At 59.3% G+C, this 16,200-nt stretch carries 15 protein-coding genes; 7 read left to right on the top strand and 8 right to left on the bottom strand.

What is annotated here, in order from left to right; genetic code table 11:
- The first annotated feature begins 1 nt into the window (after position 1).
- From fmt to VDP61_RS13810, 3 genes are all read left to right on the top strand, one after another.
- The gene (fmt, locus tag VDP61_RS13820; protein ID WP_323007439.1) at positions 2-898 is read left to right on the top strand and encodes a methionyl-tRNA formyltransferase; all 897 of its coding nucleotides are present in this window, start codon (positions 2-4) and stop codon (positions 896-898) included.
- A 235-nt stretch (positions 899-1,133) separates the two neighbouring features.
- Positions 1,134-1,502, top strand: coding sequence for a hypothetical protein (locus tag VDP61_RS13815; protein WP_323007438.1), 369 nt, complete (start codon positions 1,134-1,136; stop codon positions 1,500-1,502).
- Between the two features lie 145 nt (positions 1,503-1,647).
- Positions 1,648-1,887, top strand: a complete 240-nt coding sequence (locus VDP61_RS13810) for a GlsB/YeaQ/YmgE family stress response membrane protein (protein WP_323007437.1) — start codon at positions 1,648-1,650, stop codon at positions 1,885-1,887.
- A 73-nt stretch (positions 1,888-1,960) separates the two neighbouring features.
- Here the strand turns inward: VDP61_RS13810 and VDP61_RS13805 are convergent, their stop codons facing one another.
- Positions 1,961-2,311: a hypothetical protein gene (locus VDP61_RS13805; protein WP_323007436.1), complete on the bottom strand. Its 351-nt coding sequence runs from the start codon at positions 2,309-2,311 to the stop codon at positions 1,961-1,963.
- A 385-nt stretch (positions 2,312-2,696) separates the two neighbouring features.
- Between VDP61_RS13805 and VDP61_RS13800 the strand changes: the two genes are divergently transcribed.
- Both VDP61_RS13800 and VDP61_RS13795 read left to right on the top strand, forming a co-directional pair.
- Positions 2,697-3,863, top strand: a complete 1,167-nt coding sequence (locus VDP61_RS13800) for a lytic murein transglycosylase (RefSeq protein WP_323007435.1) — start codon at positions 2,697-2,699, stop codon at positions 3,861-3,863.
- Entirely contained in the window at positions 3,860-4,762 is a 903-nt protein-coding gene (locus tag VDP61_RS13795; RefSeq protein ID WP_323007434.1) for a glycosyltransferase family 2 protein, read from the top strand. The genes VDP61_RS13800 and VDP61_RS13795 overlap by 4 nt, the downstream gene beginning before the upstream one ends.
- A 148-nt stretch (positions 4,763-4,910) precedes the next feature.
- Here VDP61_RS13795 and VDP61_RS13790 read toward each other — a convergent pair whose 3' ends face one another.
- From VDP61_RS13790 to VDP61_RS13775, 4 genes are all read right to left on the bottom strand, one after another.
- Positions 4,911-8,051, bottom strand: a complete 3,141-nt coding sequence (locus tag VDP61_RS13790; protein WP_323007433.1) for an efflux RND transporter permease subunit — start codon at positions 8,049-8,051, stop codon at positions 4,911-4,913.
- Entirely contained in the window at positions 8,048-9,313 is a 1,266-nt protein-coding gene (locus tag VDP61_RS13785; protein WP_323007432.1) for an efflux RND transporter periplasmic adaptor subunit, read from the bottom strand. The genes VDP61_RS13790 and VDP61_RS13785 overlap by 4 nt, the downstream gene beginning before the upstream one ends.
- 123 nt (positions 9,314-9,436) lie before the next feature.
- Positions 9,437-10,198, bottom strand: coding sequence for an STAS/SEC14 domain-containing protein (locus VDP61_RS13780; RefSeq protein WP_323007431.1), 762 nt, complete (start codon positions 10,196-10,198; stop codon positions 9,437-9,439).
- A 58-nt stretch (positions 10,199-10,256) separates the two neighbouring features.
- Positions 10,257-10,991, bottom strand: coding sequence for a TetR/AcrR family transcriptional regulator (locus VDP61_RS13775; protein WP_323007430.1), 735 nt, complete (start codon positions 10,989-10,991; stop codon positions 10,257-10,259).
- A gap of 136 nt (positions 10,992-11,127) precedes the next feature.
- On the opposite strand from VDP61_RS13775, the gene VDP61_RS13770 reads away from it, so the two are divergent.
- Positions 11,128-11,262: a hypothetical protein gene (locus VDP61_RS13770; protein WP_323007429.1), complete on the top strand. Its 135-nt coding sequence runs from the start codon at positions 11,128-11,130 to the stop codon at positions 11,260-11,262.
- A 7-nt stretch (positions 11,263-11,269) separates the two neighbouring features.
- The gene (locus VDP61_RS13765; protein ID WP_323007428.1) at positions 11,270-13,267 is read left to right on the top strand and encodes an acyltransferase family protein; all 1,998 of its coding nucleotides are present in this window, start codon (positions 11,270-11,272) and stop codon (positions 13,265-13,267) included.
- A gap of 175 nt (positions 13,268-13,442) precedes the next feature.
- On the opposite strand, the gene VDP61_RS13760 is transcribed toward VDP61_RS13765, so the two are convergent.
- The 3 genes from VDP61_RS13760 to VDP61_RS13750 form a co-directional block, all read right to left on the bottom strand.
- Complete coding sequence (locus tag VDP61_RS13760) at positions 13,443-14,687, bottom strand: MFS transporter (protein WP_323007427.1); 1,245 nt, start codon at positions 14,685-14,687, stop codon at positions 13,443-13,445.
- 339 nt (positions 14,688-15,026) lie between these two features.
- Positions 15,027-15,749 (bottom strand): DNA repair protein RecO, encoded by a 723-nt coding sequence (gene recO, locus VDP61_RS13755; protein WP_323007426.1) that lies wholly within the window; start codon positions 15,747-15,749, stop codon positions 15,027-15,029.
- Positions 15,750-15,773: 24 nt separating this feature from the next.
- The gene (locus VDP61_RS13750) at positions 15,774-16,109 is read right to left on the bottom strand and encodes a DUF1491 family protein (protein ID WP_323007425.1); all 336 of its coding nucleotides are present in this window, start codon (positions 16,107-16,109) and stop codon (positions 15,774-15,776) included.
- Positions 16,110-16,200: the final 91 nt, after the last annotated feature.

The following is a 16,200-nucleotide window of genomic DNA, read 5'->3' as shown; positions in this document are numbered from 1 at the left end:
AATGCGCGTGATCTTCATGGGAACCCCCGATTTCTCCGTTCCCATCCTCGACGCGCTGGCCGCGCAGCATGAAATAGCCGCTGTCTATTCCCAACCCCCACGCCCTGCCGGACGTGGCAAAAAAGACCGGCCTTCGGCGGTGCAGACCCGCGCCGAGACGCTTGGCCTGCCCGTCCGCACACCGATTTCCCTGCGCTCTGACGCTGCCGCACAGGCCTTTGCCGATCTGAACGCCGATATTGCCGTTGTTGTCGCTTACGGGTTGATCTTGCCGCAAAACATCCTGTCTGCGCCCAAGCTCGGCTGCCTGAATATCCACGCCTCGCTGTTGCCGCGCTGGCGCGGTGCTGCGCCTATCCACCGGGCCATCATGGCGGGCGATCCGACAACCGGGGTCTGCATCATGCAAATGGACGCGGGTCTGGATACCGGCCCGGTTTTGCTGCGCCGTGAAACTGCCATTGGCGATACGGAAACCACGCTGGATCTGCACGACCGCCTGTCTGCCATCGGCGCCGCGCTGATTGTGCAGGCATTGGATCAACACGCCAGCCTGACCCCCGAACCCCAGCCGAGCGAGGGGGTAACCTATGCCGCCAAAATCGACAAGGCCGAGGCCAGGGTCGATTGGACGCAGCCTGCTGCAACCGTAGACCGCCAGATCCGTGGCCTCTCGGCCTTTCCGGGTGCCTGGTGCGACGTGAACGGCGAGCGGGTAAAACTGCTGCGGTCGCGGCTGGCTGCGGGCTCTGGCGCGCCGGGCCAGGTGCTGACCGGCTTTACCATAGCCTGCGGCACAGGGGCCGTTGAAATCTTGCAAGCCCAACGAACCGGCAAGCGCCCGACCGAAACCGCCGAGATCTTACGCGGCTTTACGCTGCCTGCCACGCTGGCCTGACACCGGGCTTGCAGCACAAATGACTGTGGCGCGGTGGCCTGCACTGCCTTCCACATGGGCCAGGCGCAATGGATTCATTCCTTTTCGTTGCGCTGTCACTCAACGCGGCGCAAGCAGAAGTTTCGGGGCCAACCGCGCCGTGATGACAAATCCTGTCACCCGAACCTGAACCAATTGACCCTGTCATGGACGCGCCATAGGATTGGGCTATCGCAACAAAATCAAAGGAAAATCCATGAAATCTCTTTTGCTCTCTGCCGCTTTGCTTGCCGCAATTTCCGCCCCGACACTGGCCCAGGACGCAGGCCCAACCGCCGCCGTAATGGACCAGATCGTGATGAGCGAGAGGCTGATCGCCGCAGGCACCGCGCGCAATGATGCGGTGCTGATCCTTGCCGGTATCAAGCTGCGCGACGATCTGGGCGGTGACATGGGCACCCTGCCAGCCGAAACAACCGGCAAAGACGCCGCCTTTACTGCGGCCCGCACCGCTGCAACCGGCGATGATGCCCTGCTGGGCATGATCGACGATATCGAGGCCGAAGGCTCGCGCCGCATGAAAATTTGTTCGACCTATACCTATGGCGGCAATTACTGCTATTAAGGCAACAGGGCTGGCGCGCAAACGCCGCCCCCGTTTGCTCGAACCGTTTTGCAGATTGACCTGTGCAAGACTGAAACCAGACCACCCTGCCCCCTGACGGGTGGGGCCATCCCGGCCCCATCTCATAGCGCAAAAGGCCGTATCCATGCCCATGATATTGTTGATTGTCATCATCGGTGCTGCCGCAGGGTTTCTGGCGACCCGCCTTATGAAGGTGCAAACAGATGTGCCAACCACCATCGCGATCGGGGTCGTTGGTTCGGTCATCGGCTGGGTAATTTTGCGGGTATTGGTGGCGGTCACCGGCTATGTGGCGATGTTTGTCGGCGCCGTTTTGGGGGCGGTGCTGCTGCTGTGGCTATGGCAGCGCTATCGGAACAAATGACCCCAGAATTTCTGGCGAAACATCGCCTGTAATGACTTTCTGAATACCTTGCGCGCCCGCCATAGCAAAAGGCTTACTGTTTCGACAAATATCCAACTGGCGCGTTTTCATCGCGCCAAAAATCCAGTGCGGCCTTATCTGTCACTTGGGTCGCGCGCTTGAACTCACAAATCAACTCGCCTTCCTCAATCGTCGAGGCTATAATCAGACATTGAAAAATCTGGTTGGCCCCGTCATAGACATCAATCAAGCCGCGCAGATGCGGCGTGCCATCAGCGTCCAGGGCTAACCCACCCTCCCACATCCGCAGAATCGGAAAAACAGCCCCGCCCGACTGCACACGCAACCGCGATTTTCGCAGGTAATCGCGTTTTTTCGCGGCGGCCAGCCCGTCTCGGATCTCTTGCGGTAAAAATTCCAGCATGATGCATCCCTCCGTTGGCCTTCAGTCTGCGCCAAAATCATTTAAAATCAAGATACCCTTTTGATCGCGTGCCACATAAATTCCTGTGCTGCATTAAAGCCACGTCGCCCGCGCTGCCAAATTCAAGGCCCGCCAACCAGTTTCAGGCGGGCATTTCAGGGCCCGCACAAGGGCAAGATCAGGCTGGCTTTGCGGCGATGGCATGCGGCGGCGCCGTTGAAAACGAGGCCCCAGTCTTTTTCTTCAAGGCGTTTTGCTTTTTTCAAGGCGTTTTGCTGAAACACCCAAAGTTGCGCCAAGGCCGCGCGAAAATCTTGCGGGCGCACTGGTTGTCACCCGCCCTTACCCTGATACTGTATCCGCTGACATATGCCCGGAGGATGTGATGCGATTTGCCGCCCTAGCCCTGATTGCAGGCCTTTCTGCCTCATCTGCCATTGCGGCCCCCTGCGGCGGCAATTTTGCCGATTTCATCGCCGCGATAAAGATCGAAGCCCAGCAAAACGGCGTTTCGGCTGCCGAGGCCGACCGCTTTTTCCGCGGCATCACCCAAGACCCGAAAGTGTTGAAAGCCGACCGCGCCCAAGGCATCTTTCGCAAAACTTTCACTGATTTTTCGCGCAGCCTGATCAGCCAGAACCGCTTGGACAGCGGCAAGGCCAATGCCGCAAAACACGCCGACCTCTTTGCCCGTGCACAGGCCGAATACGGCGTTCCACCCGGTATTCTTTTGGCCTTTTGGGCGTTTGAAACCGATTTTGGGGCCTTTCAGGGCGATTTCAACACCGCCAACGCGCTTGCCACCCTTTCGCATGATTGTCGTCGGCCCGATCTGTTCCAGCCCCAACTTCTTGCGGCTGTAACGCTTTGGCAAAAGGGCATGTTCGACCCGGCCACCACCACCGGCGCCTGGGCAGGTGAGATTGGCATGGTCCAGATGCTTCCTGCCGATATCCTGAACCGCGGTGTTGATGGCGATGGCGACGGGGCTGTCAGCCTGAAAACCTCGGTCGCTGATGCAATCTTGTCGGGCGCGGCCATGCTGCGCGATCTTGGCTGGCGCAAGGATGAGCCGTGGCTGCAAGAGGTCACCCTGCCGCCAGCCCTGCCATGGGAAAAAACCGGCCTGCGCACCCAGTTGACCGGCCCGGAATGGGCCGCGATGGGCGTCAAACCCAGGCAAGGCACGCTGGCCAATCTGCCCGCATCCATCCTGCTGCCCGAAGGCCACAAGGGCCCCGCCTTCATTGCCTATCCCAACTATTCGACCCTGTTCAACTGGAACCAAAGCTTTGTCTATGTCACCACCGCCGCCTATTTTGCCAACAGGCTGAACGGCGCACCCGTCTTTACCCCCGGCACCCCTGACCCGCAGCTTTCGCTGGAGGATACCAAGACCCTGCAACAAAAACTGCAAACGCGCGGGTATGACGTTGGCGGCATCGACGGCATACTTGGCACCAACACCCGCGAGGCCGTGCGCCAGGAACAGCGCCGCCTTGGCCTTCCTGCCGACGCATGGCCCACCCTTGAATTGCTGGGGCTGCTATGACCCAAACCGCATGGGGCATCTGTAGCACGGTCAAGGCCCCAGCCGATCAGGTAAGGGCCTTTGCTGCCCATCACCTCAGCTTGGGTGCCGCCCATATCTGGCTGCATTTTGATACCCCCGACGACCCTGCAGCGGCCCTGATCAACCACCCCCAAATCACCGTTCAGCGCTGCACAGATGCCTATTGGATGGACAGCATCGGCAAACGCCCCGCGCGGCACCAGAATCGACAAGGCCGCAACATGCACCGCATCTATCAGATCGGGGCGCTGCCATGGATCGCGCATATCGACGTTGATGAATACATCTTGCCAACGACCAGTATCGCCGCGGCCCTCGACAAGCTGCCGCCCGAACAATCCATGCTGCGCATGGCCCCGTGGGAGGCGCTGCATGATCCCGCGCTGCCCGATGATATCTTTACCGCCCGCCACTTTCGCGCCGCCCTCAGTGGCCAGCGCAATGCAGACGCCCGCAGCCGTGCCTTTGGCCCCTACGCCCCGCTGCTGTCCAATGGCGTTCTGTCCCACTCTGCCGGAAAGTGCTTTTTCCGCACGGGTCTGTCGCGCTTTGAACCGCGCCTTCACGGGGCTTTTCGCGCAGGCAGTCGCGTGCCAGGCGGTGAGTTTACGCCCGATATCGCCCTGCTGCATTTCCACGCCCAAGACCCCAAAAGCTGGCGCGACAGATTGCAGTTCCGTCTGACCCGTGGCGCGTATCAATATAACCCCCCGCTGCAAGAGTGGCTTTTGACCGCAGATGATGCGGCGATTGACCAGTTTTACCGCGAAACCCAAACCGCCACCCCGTCCACGCTTGCCCGCTTGGGCGCCGAGAACGCCCTGCTGCAGGCCAACCTGAACCTGCGGCAAAAAATCATGGATACAGGCCTGACGTGATTGTCGCATCACCCGCCGCGCGCGCATGAGATTGATCCAACACAAATCCGCCAAAGCCGATCGGTGAAACAGCAGCACAAAGAGGCACAGCCAGACCCAGTTGGCAGGCGGCCCCCGGCCCAAAATCAGCGCGGCGGCGCCATATCTTTCAAGGGCCGACAGCCATTGGCCTAGCCGCGCCCGGCAATGTGGGTTGGGCGCGCCGCGCCTTCTTCTCGCCCAGCATCAGCATGGCGGGTGTGACGATCAGGGTCAGCACCGTTGCAATCACCAGCCCCCCGGCGATGGCAGAGCTGAGTTCGGTCCACCACTGCGTTGAGGGCGCGCCATAGACGATCTGTCGGGTGAAGAAATTAAGGTTCACACCGATCACCATCGGCATCAGGCCAAGCGCCGTCGTGACCGAGGTGAGGACGACGGGCCGCAGACGCTGCGCGCCAGTGCGCAGGGCGGCTTCCAGTGGTGACAGGCCAGCTTTCTTCAGGTCGTTATAGGTGTCGATCAGCACGATGTTGTTGTTCACCACGATGCCGGCCAGTGCGATCACCCCGATGCCGCCCATCACGACGCCAAAGGGACGCCCTGTGACGATCAGGCCGAACAGAACACCGGCGATGGAAAACACGATGGCGCTCATCACTACAAAGGCCTGATAGAAGTTGTTGAACTGGATCACAAGGATGACGAACATCAGGAAGATGGCGGTTGCGAATGCGCCGACAAGGAAAAACATCGCATCGGTCTGATCCTGCGCTTCGCCGGCAAAGGCGGCCTCAACCCCGTTTGGCAGGTCCATGCCGTTGATGGCCGATTGCAGGGATACGACCTGATCGTTGACCAGCACGCCGGGGGCGACGTTGGCCTCAATCGTGATGACCCGGCGCTGATCGACGCGGGTGATGGTGCCGCTGCGGGGCGACGGCTCAAACGTCACGAAATTCGAGATTGGCACCAGACCTGCCGAGGTGGGCACGCGCAGCGATTGCAGCTCCTCCAACGTGCGTTCATCCGACGGAAAACGGACGTTGATATCAACCGAGCCATCCGCATCATCGGGGCGGTAATCGGCCACGGTGATGCCGCGCGTCAGCAGTTGCACCGCTTGCCCGAGGGTGGAAATGTCGGCCCCAAAGCGCGCCGCCTCAGAACGGTTGACCGAGATAAGCCATTCAACGCCCGGAAGGGGCCGCGTGTCGGTGATGTCGGTAAACCCGCCGATATCATCCATCGCCGCGCGGATACGCGTGACCACGGCGGCCTGTTCGTCAGGGTCACTGGCCTGAACGCGCAGGCTGATCGGTTTGCCCGCCGAAGGGCCGCTGGATGCCGTCTGCACCTGCACGTCGATGCCCGGAATCCTGGCCATATCGGCGCGGATATCTTCACCGATCATGGCGGCGGTGCGGCGGGTACTCCATTCTGTCAGCTCAATCTGGATTGTGCCGATCAGGTCGGCGGCATCCTGATTGCTGCCGCCGGAACGGGCATAGACCGATGCGATTTCATCATAGGCAAACAGGCGTTCTTCCACCCGGCGCACCAGCGCGTCTTTCTCATAAATCGAAAAATTATCGCGGGCGCGGACCTGCACCTGCGCAAAGTCAGGCTCGACCGAGGGGAAAAAGCTGATGCCGGTGCCAAACTGGCCATAGGCACCAAAGCCCGCAAGCAAAAAGCTGACCGCCATGATCAGCGTCGCCCAAGGACGCAGAATCGCGAATTGCAAAACCCGCACATAGCCGCCGGTAAAGCCGCCTAATTCACGCGGATCACCATTTTCGGCGGCGTGCAGCGCCTGTTTGGCCTTGGCCGATTGCGGCGGCTTTTTGCCAATTACGCCACCCACAACCGGGATAAAGATCAGCGCCATGAACAGAGAGGCGGTCAGCGTCAGGATAACGGTGATCGGCAGAAACTTCATGAACTCCCCCACCGTGCCAGACCAGAACAGCAGCGGGAAGAACACCGACAGGGTTGTGGCGGTTGAGGCGATGATGGGCCAGGACATGCGTTTTGCCGCATAGGTATAGGCCGCTTTCGGTTCGTCCCCTTCCTGCAAGCGCCGGTCGGCCAGTTCCGTGGTGACGATGGCCCCGTCCACCAGCATGCCCACCACAAGGATCAACGAGAACAAAACGACAAGGTTCATCGTATAGCCCATCATGAACAAGATCGTGACGCCGGCCAAAAACGCGCCCGGAATGGCCAAGCCAACCAGTAACGCGGAACGGATGCCAAGCGACCAGACGATGACGATCATCACCAGAATGACGGCGGCAATCACGTTGGCCTCCAGATCGCTGAGCATGGTCTGCACCTGCTCGCTTTCATCCTGCATATAGTCGATCTGCACGCTTTGGGGCCATGCGGCCTGCGCCTCATCAATCAGGGCGCGCACGGCGGCGACAGTCTCGATGATGTTCGAGCCGGACCGTTTCTTGATTTCCAGCGCCAAGGCGGGCTGGCCATCAATGCGCGCGAAACCGGTCGGGTCCTCAAACGTGCGGCGGATGGTGGCGACATCGGCAAAGGTGACGACGGTGTCACCGCGCACCTTGACCGGCAGGGCCATGACATCCTCAATGCCCTCGATCAGCCCCGGCACCTTCAGCACGATCCGCCCCGCGCCGTTTTCAATGGCGCCCGCTGCAATCAGTCGGTTGTTGCGGTTGATCTGGCCGATCAACTCCTCAAAGCTGATGTTGTAGGTTTCAAACACCGTGGGGTCGATCAACACCTCCAGCAGTTCGGTGCGCGCGCCGCCGATATCAACCTCCAGCACGCCCGGCAGGCCTTCGATACGGTCTGACAGTTGTTCAGACAGGCTGTTCAGCGTGCGTTCGGGCACCGGGCCCGACAGGATGACTGTCAGGATCGGGAACAGGGCAGTGTTGATCTCGGTCACGACCGGGTCCCATGCATCGGCGGGCAGGTCGGATTGCGCGCGGTCCACGCCTTCTTTTACCTTGTCGAGCGCAGAGGCGGCATCAAACCCCGGTTCAAATTCAAGCTGCACGCTGGCATAGCCTTCGCCCGCGTTGCTGGTCATCTGCTTGAGGCCGGTGATCGACGACAGCTCTGTTTCCAGCGGTTCAATCAACAGGCGTTCGGAGTCTTGCGGCGATATGCCATCAAGGCCGGTTGAGACGTAAAACAGCGGGATCGGGATTTCGGGCGTGCTTTCCTTGGGAATCGCCACATAGGCATAGGCCCCCACGCCAAGGATCATCAAAAGCGCCATGACGACCACACGGGCGCGGCTGAAAGCAGCGTCGATAAGCCCGTTCATTGCAGTTTCTCCTTATCCGCGCCAAGGGGCATGTCGGCGGGAACATCCGTCTTGGGCACGGTCGCAATGATTTGTCCGTTGCCATCGGCTTGCGCCTTCGTCGCTGGTGCCCCCGGAACAGGGTCTTGCGCAGCGGGCAGGTTTTCACCCCGCTCCGGTTGCGGATCGACGCTCTCACCATCATTGACAAAACCCTGACCGATAGAGATGATCTGTGCCGAATCCGGCAGGCCAGACACCCAGATACCGTCAGTCTGGGCGCGCACGATGCTGATCTTGTGAAACTCGACCACGTTCTTTGCAGTCACCGTCTTGATCCCCAACGTCCCGTCGGTATCCAGCGACAGGATCGCGGGCGAAACGAAATGCGCGGTCACCTCGCCTGTCGGGATACGCAATTGCGCGCTAAGGCCGGCGGGAATCGCGCCGCCCGCGTTCGGCACCTCAATCCGTGCCATGAAGGTACGGGTTTCGGCATCCGCACTTGTCGATACAAAGCGCACCTCGCCCTTTGACGTCTCGCCGGTGATGAAGGCAACCTCGGCCATCTGGCCGACCTTGATGTCACGCAGCGATTGCTGTGGAATCTGGATACGAATATTCAGCGGCGTATTGTCGACGATGCGGCCCACGTCGCCCCCGAGTGAGACAAATTCCCCCACGTTTATGTCCAGCGATTCCAGCCGCCCCGCGAAAGGGGCGCGGATTTCTGTGTTTCCAACGGCCTCCTCTGCCGCAGTTACGCCTGCCTGTGCCGCCGCAAGCGTTGCCCTTGCCTGCGCCACGCGGTCAAGCGTAGCGATGCCACGTTCGACCAGTGCTGTCGCATTGTCAAATTCGCGCTGCGCGCGGTCGCGTTCCTGCATGGCCCGGTCCAGATCGGCTTGGCGGGCGGCGATGTTCAGCCGTGCGATAACCTGCCCTGCCTCCAGATCGGCCCCCATTTCGACCAGCAGCTCACCGATCTGCCCCGATGTTTCTGCCCGGATAACCGTGTCCCGGTCGGGCAGCGCCTGCCCCTCGGCCACAAAAACCTGCTCGACCGATTGCGCCACCGACTGGCGAACAGCGACCGACACCGCACGGGTGGTCACGGGCGTTTTTGCGGTCTGGGATGCGTTTTCCGTGGGGAAAACATAACCGCTCCCCATCCAGCCGATGATAGCCACGGCCAAACCGCCTGCAACCCATCTGGACCGATTTGATCCGCGGTCACTGTCAAAGGAGAGCGTCTGACGCGCGTCTTGCGGGGTCTTGGTCATCGTCTGGTTTCCTTGGAATCACGCGCCATTGCCAGACGCCATGCCGGTCAGGCTATCGTTACCGATCCCTGAAATCTGGTTTGTTTGGATATACCGCCCGGCAAGACCGGGCGGCATGGTGACCTATGCGCCGCGAACCCAAGCCCAGGCGGCGGCATCTTCGGATGCGTCAAACATCTGCATCTCAAACGGCATCATTGCACCGACCGTGCTGACCATTGCCGCCATCCATTTTGGCGCACCCACAACTGCGTACCTGCCCAGATGCGTGATCGCCTTGATCTTGCTGCCCATCACCGACCCGTCAATCAGGATCGCCGGGTCAAAGCCGTCGTAATGTTTGAACCGCACGAGCAGGTTGATCTTTTCATCGCCCTTCATATGCGCCTCAAGCGGGGCCAGCAGCTTGTCCACGTCGTCTGCGGTGATCCGGCCGTCGATCTCATAGGCAAGAACACCGTCCTTGCCGTCAGACAGCAAATTCACACCACTGCCTGAAGCTGCCGCCTGCCTCACCGGCAGGTCAGAGGCGAACGCCTCAGCGGCCGCCACATCGGAGGCGGCGAAGGCCTTCATGTCGATCATCGGCAGGATCGGGTCGATCCATTTCATGACCGCCGCAAATGCCTGAAGGTCGGTCACAAGCGCCATCTTCGCGATCTTGGACCACTGGGCAAGCATCCCGAATTCAAACTTCGCATCCTCGACCATCGCATCGGCAGTGATGTCTTTCCAGCCTTCGGCGCGGACGATCAAACCCAGCGGCCCGTCACCCTTCAGCGCAGGCGTAAGCTCGCGTTCCATTACCTCAATATCGCCCTTTTCCAGAACACCGTCCAGCGTCAGTTCCCAGACATTCGATTTCAATTCTCTTACCTTGAGCATGTTTTTTCCTTTGCTTATCGTCGTTCGGACAGGGGGGTTTCCCTGCGCCGTCGTTGTCTCAGCCGTCTACAATTGCGCGCAGCATGAGGCGGATTTCTGAGGGATTGACGAGCCTTACACTGCCATCCGGCAGGCCAAGCATCCGGTCGATCAGTGCGCCCTCTGACACCATCCGCTGGCTGAGGCGCGCCGTTGCCGCCTCCAGATCGCCTGACGCGGCGGCTTGCAGCGCCGCTTCCATAACCGCGCGACGCCCCTGAGTAAGCGCCATGATGGTTTCGCCAACAAGGCCAATATCGGGCACCTCGAACACCCCTTCATCAACCCCTTGGATGATCATTTCCAGCAGTACCGGCATCGCAGCAGCATTTGCCGCCGCCGTTATCCGGCCAAACAGAACATCGTTGCCGGGGCGCAGCATGACATCAAAGAAAAATTTCATCTGCGGCCCTTGCTCGGCTTTCCACCGGCTGGTCTCGGCAATGAAGGCGTTGAACCGCTGCAGAGCATCGCCAGATGTGGCATCACGCGCGGCTTGCGCAGCGGCAAGCGCCTCGATCGTGAAACGCTTTACCACACCATCAAGCAAATCCTCCTTGGCGGCAAAGTGATGGTAGAATCCCCCCTTCGAAATGCCAACCTCGGTCAGAACATCGGCAATCGTGACTTGGTCCCAGCCGCGGATAAAAAACAGCTTTTGCGCCGTGTCGAGGATTTGTTCCCGACGGGCATCGGGCGCCATACGCAAGCGCTTGGGGGCAGCCGTTACTTCAGATATGTGATCGTTCTTCATTCTTCGCACCGTTACAAACCGACTGTCGGTATGTAGGCATGGGCGCAGGGGGTTTCAAGAGGGTTGCTAATTCAAGCACCCGCCTTTCGGCCCAGACAAGGTTGCTGACGCTAAAGGATGGGAAAGAGCGCTGAGAATGGCCGTGAACCCAAGGCATCAAACACGCCAGGGACCTAAACCGCTGCACGAATACAGCCTTGATGCCGTGGAAAAAACTGTATTTGAAACCCGCCAGCGCTCTGGTATTGATCAGCAAAAGTTACAGGGATGAACCGCGCGTGCGCTACAGACCGGAAATAGATGGTTTGCGAGCCATAGCGATTTTGCCCGTAATTCTGTTCCATGCAGGGTTTGGGTTTTTTGGTGGTGGCTTTGTCGGCGTTGACGTGTTTTTTGTCATCAGCGGTTATCTGATCACAAGCCTGCTGATCGCAGAATTGGACCGCGGGCAGTTTTCGCTCTACCGCTTTTACGAACGCAGGGCGCGGCGTATCTTGCCCGCGCTATATGTCGTGATGGCGACCTGCATTCCCTTTGCATGGCTTTATATGCTGCCCGAACAATTCGCAGATTTTGCGGCCAGCAGCTTTGCCACCGTGCTTTCAATCTCGAATTTTTACTTTCTAAGCCAAGTTGATTATTTCGCCCCGAACGCCGAGCTTCAGCCCCTGCTTCACACTTGGAGCCTTGCCGTTGAAGAACAATACTATCTGTTTTTCCCGCTCAGCCTGATGGCCCTGTGGCGCTTTGGGCGTGGCAAGGTTTTTGTGATTTGCGTGATTTTTGTTCTGCTAAGCCTGTTGGTGGCCGAAATCGGCTGGCGTGAGAATATGGGCAGAAACTTCTTTTTCACGCTTTCTCGGCTGTGGGAAATAGGGATGGGGTCAATCTGCGCTTTCATTTTGGCCCGACATCCCTTGCAAGCGAACAACATGTTAAGCTTGGCCGGGTTGGTCGCTATCCTGTTTGCGGTCTTTTATTTTGATGGTACAACGCCTTTTCCCAGCATTTTCGCCCTTCTTCCGGTCGGTGGCACGGCCCTGATCATTCTATTCGCCGGGCAGGCCACCTGGGTTGCGCGGTTGCTGTCAACCGCCCCGCTGGTCGCAATTGGTCTGATTTCTTATAGCGCCTATTTGTGGCATCAACCGCTTTTCGCCTTTGCCCGCCTCAGCAGCTTAAAGGAACCTGCGGCCCTGGTAATGCTGTCTTGCGCGCTGGTATCGCTTGGCTTGGCCTATGTCACATGGCGCTTTGTCGAACAACCGCTTCGTAGGCGCGTCAATCCTGTGCTTGCAACGCGCAAAAGCCTTTGGGGCAGCGCTGCATTGATCAGCGCAACCTTTCTTGCCTTTGGCGTGGCTGGGCATATGACCGACGGGACATGGGCAAGAAGCGGGTCTATGCCCGACTTTATCTTGCAGGCCAAAGGTGACAAAAACGATTATACGGACTGCCTGCGAACCTTTGAAACCTTTGATGCCGAAATCGCTGTTCAGTCCTGCTCTGCCGGTGCGCCGACTGCGCCGCTTGTGGTGCTGCTCGGCGACAGCCACGCCGATCACTATGCGCATGCCCTGCGTGAGGCCGCCCAAAAGGCTGGGTATCGCTTTTGGCAATTGACAGCAAATTCATGCCTGCCCATCACGGGCCTAGTCGCGCAAACGCGTGATTGTACAAAATATACCAATCAAGTCATGGCCTTGCTACAAAACGCGCACCCGGAGCTGATTCTGTTATCGGCGCGTTGGACCGTTTATCTGACTGACCGTCGTTTTGATAATGGCGAAGGCGGCGTCGAAAATGGGCTGGTTGATACATTCATCCTGCCCAACCATGAGATAGGCTCTCCCGCCTATCCCAAGGCGCTATTTGATCGCTTTGAAAGTGGGATCGAGGCGCTTTTGGGTTTGGGCCGAAAGATATTGGTCATTTACCCCTCTCCCGAAGCGGGGTGGGACGTGCCAGAGCTGTTTGCCAAACTTTACGCCATCACAATAGGCAGCGACGATAATATCCAGATTTCTACCAGTTGGCAGCGGTATAAAGATCGCAACAAAATCAGCATCGAGTTTTTAGACAGCCTGGCCGATCCGCGTATCAGTCGGTTTCGATCTTCCGATGTCTTGTGTGACACGGTTATCCCAGACAGATGTGTCAACGCATTTGGCGAAAAAATTCTATACTACGATGATGATCACTTTTCCAATACTGGTGCCATGTTCCTGCAAAAGGCCTTGATATCGGCTGTCACAGATGCCCTGAGGCAAGATTGAAATAGCGCCCCTTTTGCCATTGCAGGTTCAGGACAAGACTCTTTGGGGCCATGCCATTGATATTTGGCTTGCCGCCCAGATGCCGATGCAAGGCTCTGCGGCAATCGGATCAAGCCCGAAACGGCCGTGTTTTGCATTCCCCTTTGGCTTTCTTTTCCGCTCCGGTCAGTCTGCGCTATTTCTCTGGCAGCAGTTCCTCTGGCAACAAGCGCCCGTGTGAGGGGCGGCGGCTGCCCAAACGTGGATGCAGCTTGCCCGCAACGACGACACAGCCAGCCATGGCCAACCCGGTCAGCGCGAACACCGCCGGAAGCGGGGCCACCAACAAAACCAGCCATGCCGAGCCGGGGGTTATTATTCCGGACACATCGCGAAAGCTGGAATAGATCGCGGCCATCTCGGTACGCTCTGACGGCTTGACGGCCATAAGGAACGGCAGGCCACCCACCACATCAAGAACCACAAGCATGACGGCGCCGCCCATCATGAAACCTACCGTAAGCCATGGCAACGGTGCCACAAGCGCCGAGCCGGCGAAGGCCACGGCACAAAGCGCAAAGGCCAGCCGAACAGAACGCCGCACTGTCAGCTTGTTGACCAGGCGCAGCATCAGCGGGGTTATGAACAAAAGCGCGTTGGAAAGCGAAAGGGCGACGCCGCCAACCTTGTCGCCCAAGCCGTTTTCGATACAAAAGATCGGCAGATACACAACGTAAACCCACCAGCCACAAGACCGGACAACCGCAAACATCCAACCAGCAATCAACCGGGGCTGCGCGAAAAAACGCCCCATGAATGCCAGCGGATTGGTGGCGGGGCGGCGGGCGCGGCTTATCTGTTTGCCATTGCCCAGACGCAATATCCAAAAGGTGATCAACAAGATCAGCCCCAGGGCTCCAGCAAGTAAAAACGGCAGCGGTGCCCAGAGTTCCCGCAGCCAAACGCCCAACAGCGGGCCAATCGCCCAGGGCGCTGCCGCATAGACCATGTTCAGCGACTGGGCCTTGCCCAGATTGGAGCGATCTATGTAGTCAAGCACATAGGCGTTGAAGCAGACAAAAGTGGTGGCTGTCGCCCCGGCATTCGCCATCAGCGCCAGCGGCACGGTGACCGAACTGCCATGAACCGCCAAGGCTGCGCCCAGCATATACAGCAAGGTGCCAATGGTATACATCCAGCGCCGGGGGATATAGCGCGTGGCCCACGGCACCATCAACCCAAGACAAAGCGAGGCCAGACCCGCGATGAAATACACCTGGCTGACAGATTCCGCACTGCCAAGCGCATCGTAAACCGTTAGCGGCATCACCGATATGAGCATGCCGCGCACCGAAGCATCCAACCCGGCCAGCAAGGCGAAATGATGCACTTTGGGAACAGGGCTATGCCGCAGCAGAGTCGGAATATACTTATTTGCCATGCGGTTGAATTTCCTCGTCGATACCCTGTTTTGCGCCAGGCAATGGGGTGGCGTCTTGGCCCGTGGCGACAGATTGGGCAAAAAACGACAACGCATGGCGCAAATAAGGTGTTATGCACACCGGCAGCGCTTGGGCCACATGCCCCCGAACCGGCTTTAGGGGAATCGCCTTGGGGTCAAGGGCGGCCAGCCCCCGCCTAAGCCGCATCTGCCAATTCGGTGCCGCCACCCGGCCAGGCAGCGTGGGCCGCCCCAAGGCTGGGGGAACGCAGTGCAGCCGCTTGGTTAAAGCTGACTGGGCCGGGTGGCCCCTGCGGACGAAAGCTTTCAGCGGGGCCTTCATCTTTGCTTCTCCAACAGGGTCAACAATCGGTTCCGTGCTTCGGGCAAGGCATGGCTTGACAGGGCCTCGGCCAATTCGCGGGTCAGGAAATGCCCGGTAATGACAAGCCCCTGAATAATCTCGGATGGCGCAGCGGGCCCCTGCCCCATCAAGCACTGTGGCAAGGGAAACAAGCGATTGGCCCATACGCCCGCGCCTTGCTGGCTAACCGCACGGCCGGATTTCGGGCTGACAAAGCTCAGATCATCGCGGCTGCCGGTCACCGCGCAGCGCGAAAGATCAAGGCCAAAGCCAAGCTCCTCCAACAGCGTCACCTCCCAGCGCAGGTAAAGCGCGGGCCACTCGCGGTCATGCTCCAGCGCCGCCAGCAGCGCCATCGTGGCCCGCCACAAGGTTGGATGCGCCTGACGTTCCGGCAAGGCAACCCGCAGCATGGCGCAAATCGCGGTCAGACCAGCCAGGCCCAAACGATCGGCCAGCAAACCCGCGCGGCTTTGCAGCGGCTCTACGGTAAAGGTTCCGATATGGTCAGCCAGCCGTGCCCGCCATGAGACGGCAAGCTGGGTGCCGGGCTGCATGATGGCAGCCTGCTTGCGTGAGGCACCGCCCCGCACAACCCCCGCATGACGCCCATGGGCTGCGGTGAACACTTCGATGATCGCGGAGGCCTCACCATGCACACGCATGGCAATCAGCACCCCTTCGTCTTGCCAATCCATTGGGTGACTATTGCAAGCGTGGCACTACTCCGCCAGCCCCTCTTGGTCCAGTAAATGGCGGCCCGCACGGTCTTCGACCTCGATCACCCACAGATCAGGATCAAAACTGCGCTGGCGGGTGATGGCTGCATCAACATCGGCCTCGACGCCTTCGGCCAGAATCACCCAGACGCGCGCGCCGGACTGCAGATCAAAGCTGCGCTGAAACGCGCGGGCGCTGCCGTCCATCGGGGATTGCTTGACCAAAACCGCCCCCGCTGTCGCATCACCACGCGCGGTGATAAAGGCGGGGATGCCCGCAAGCAGCAAACGCTTCAGATAGGCCTTCACCCAGAAATCCGCCGTTAGTCGCGCCTGCATGCTCTGCTTTTCATCTGTTCAAAAATATCCCCGCCGGAGGCCGATTTTTCGACAGAAAAATCTGAATTTTCGACGAAAATTCGTGGCCCCT

It is taken from the genome of Pseudorhodobacter sp. (assembly GCF_034675685.1).
Classification (GTDB): Bacteria; Pseudomonadota; Alphaproteobacteria; order Rhodobacterales; family Rhodobacteraceae; genus Pseudorhodobacter.
Note: the sequence above shows the minus strand (reverse complement) of the source record. Positions and strands in the feature narration are given on the sequence as shown.

What these genes read in the sequence shown, in the direction of transcription:
- VDP61_RS13800 (WP_323007435.1), top strand. Translation starts at nt 2,697, where the DNA reads ATGCGATTTGCCGCCCTAGCCCTGATTGCAGGCCTTTCTGCCTCATCT.
- VDP61_RS13780 (WP_323007431.1), bottom strand. Translation starts at nt 10,198, where the DNA reads ATGCTCAAGGTAAGAGAATTGAAATCGAATGTCTGGGAACTGACGCTG.
- recO (WP_323007426.1), bottom strand. Translation starts at nt 15,749, where the DNA reads ATGGATTGGCAAGACGAAGGGGTGCTGATTGCCATGCGTGTGCATGGT.
- VDP61_RS13775 (WP_323007430.1), bottom strand. Translation starts at nt 10,991, where the DNA reads ATGAAGAACGATCACATATCTGAAGTAACGGCTGCCCCCAAGCGCTTG.
- VDP61_RS13770 (WP_323007429.1), top strand. Translation starts at nt 11,128, where the DNA reads ATGGCCGTGAACCCAAGGCATCAAACACGCCAGGGACCTAAACCGCTG.
- VDP61_RS13810 (WP_323007437.1), top strand. Translation starts at nt 1,648, where the DNA reads ATGCCCATGATATTGTTGATTGTCATCATCGGTGCTGCCGCAGGGTTT.
- VDP61_RS13790 (WP_323007433.1), bottom strand. Translation starts at nt 8,051, where the DNA reads ATGAACGGGCTTATCGACGCTGCTTTCAGCCGCGCCCGTGTGGTCGTC.
- VDP61_RS13805 (WP_323007436.1), bottom strand. Translation starts at nt 2,311, where the DNA reads ATGCTGGAATTTTTACCGCAAGAGATCCGAGACGGGCTGGCCGCCGCG.
- VDP61_RS13760 (WP_323007427.1), bottom strand. Translation starts at nt 14,687, where the DNA reads ATGGCAAATAAGTATATTCCGACTCTGCTGCGGCATAGCCCTGTTCCC.
- fmt (WP_323007439.1), top strand. Translation starts at nt 2, where the DNA reads ATGCGCGTGATCTTCATGGGAACCCCCGATTTCTCCGTTCCCATCCTC.
- VDP61_RS13785 (WP_323007432.1), bottom strand. Translation starts at nt 9,313, where the DNA reads ATGACCAAGACCCCGCAAGACGCGCGTCAGACGCTCTCCTTTGACAGT.
- VDP61_RS13795 (WP_323007434.1), top strand. Translation starts at nt 3,860, where the DNA reads ATGACCCAAACCGCATGGGGCATCTGTAGCACGGTCAAGGCCCCAGCC.
- VDP61_RS13815 (WP_323007438.1), top strand. Translation starts at nt 1,134, where the DNA reads ATGAAATCTCTTTTGCTCTCTGCCGCTTTGCTTGCCGCAATTTCCGCC.
- VDP61_RS13750 (WP_323007425.1), bottom strand. Translation starts at nt 16,109, where the DNA reads ATGCAGGCGCGACTAACGGCGGATTTCTGGGTGAAGGCCTATCTGAAG.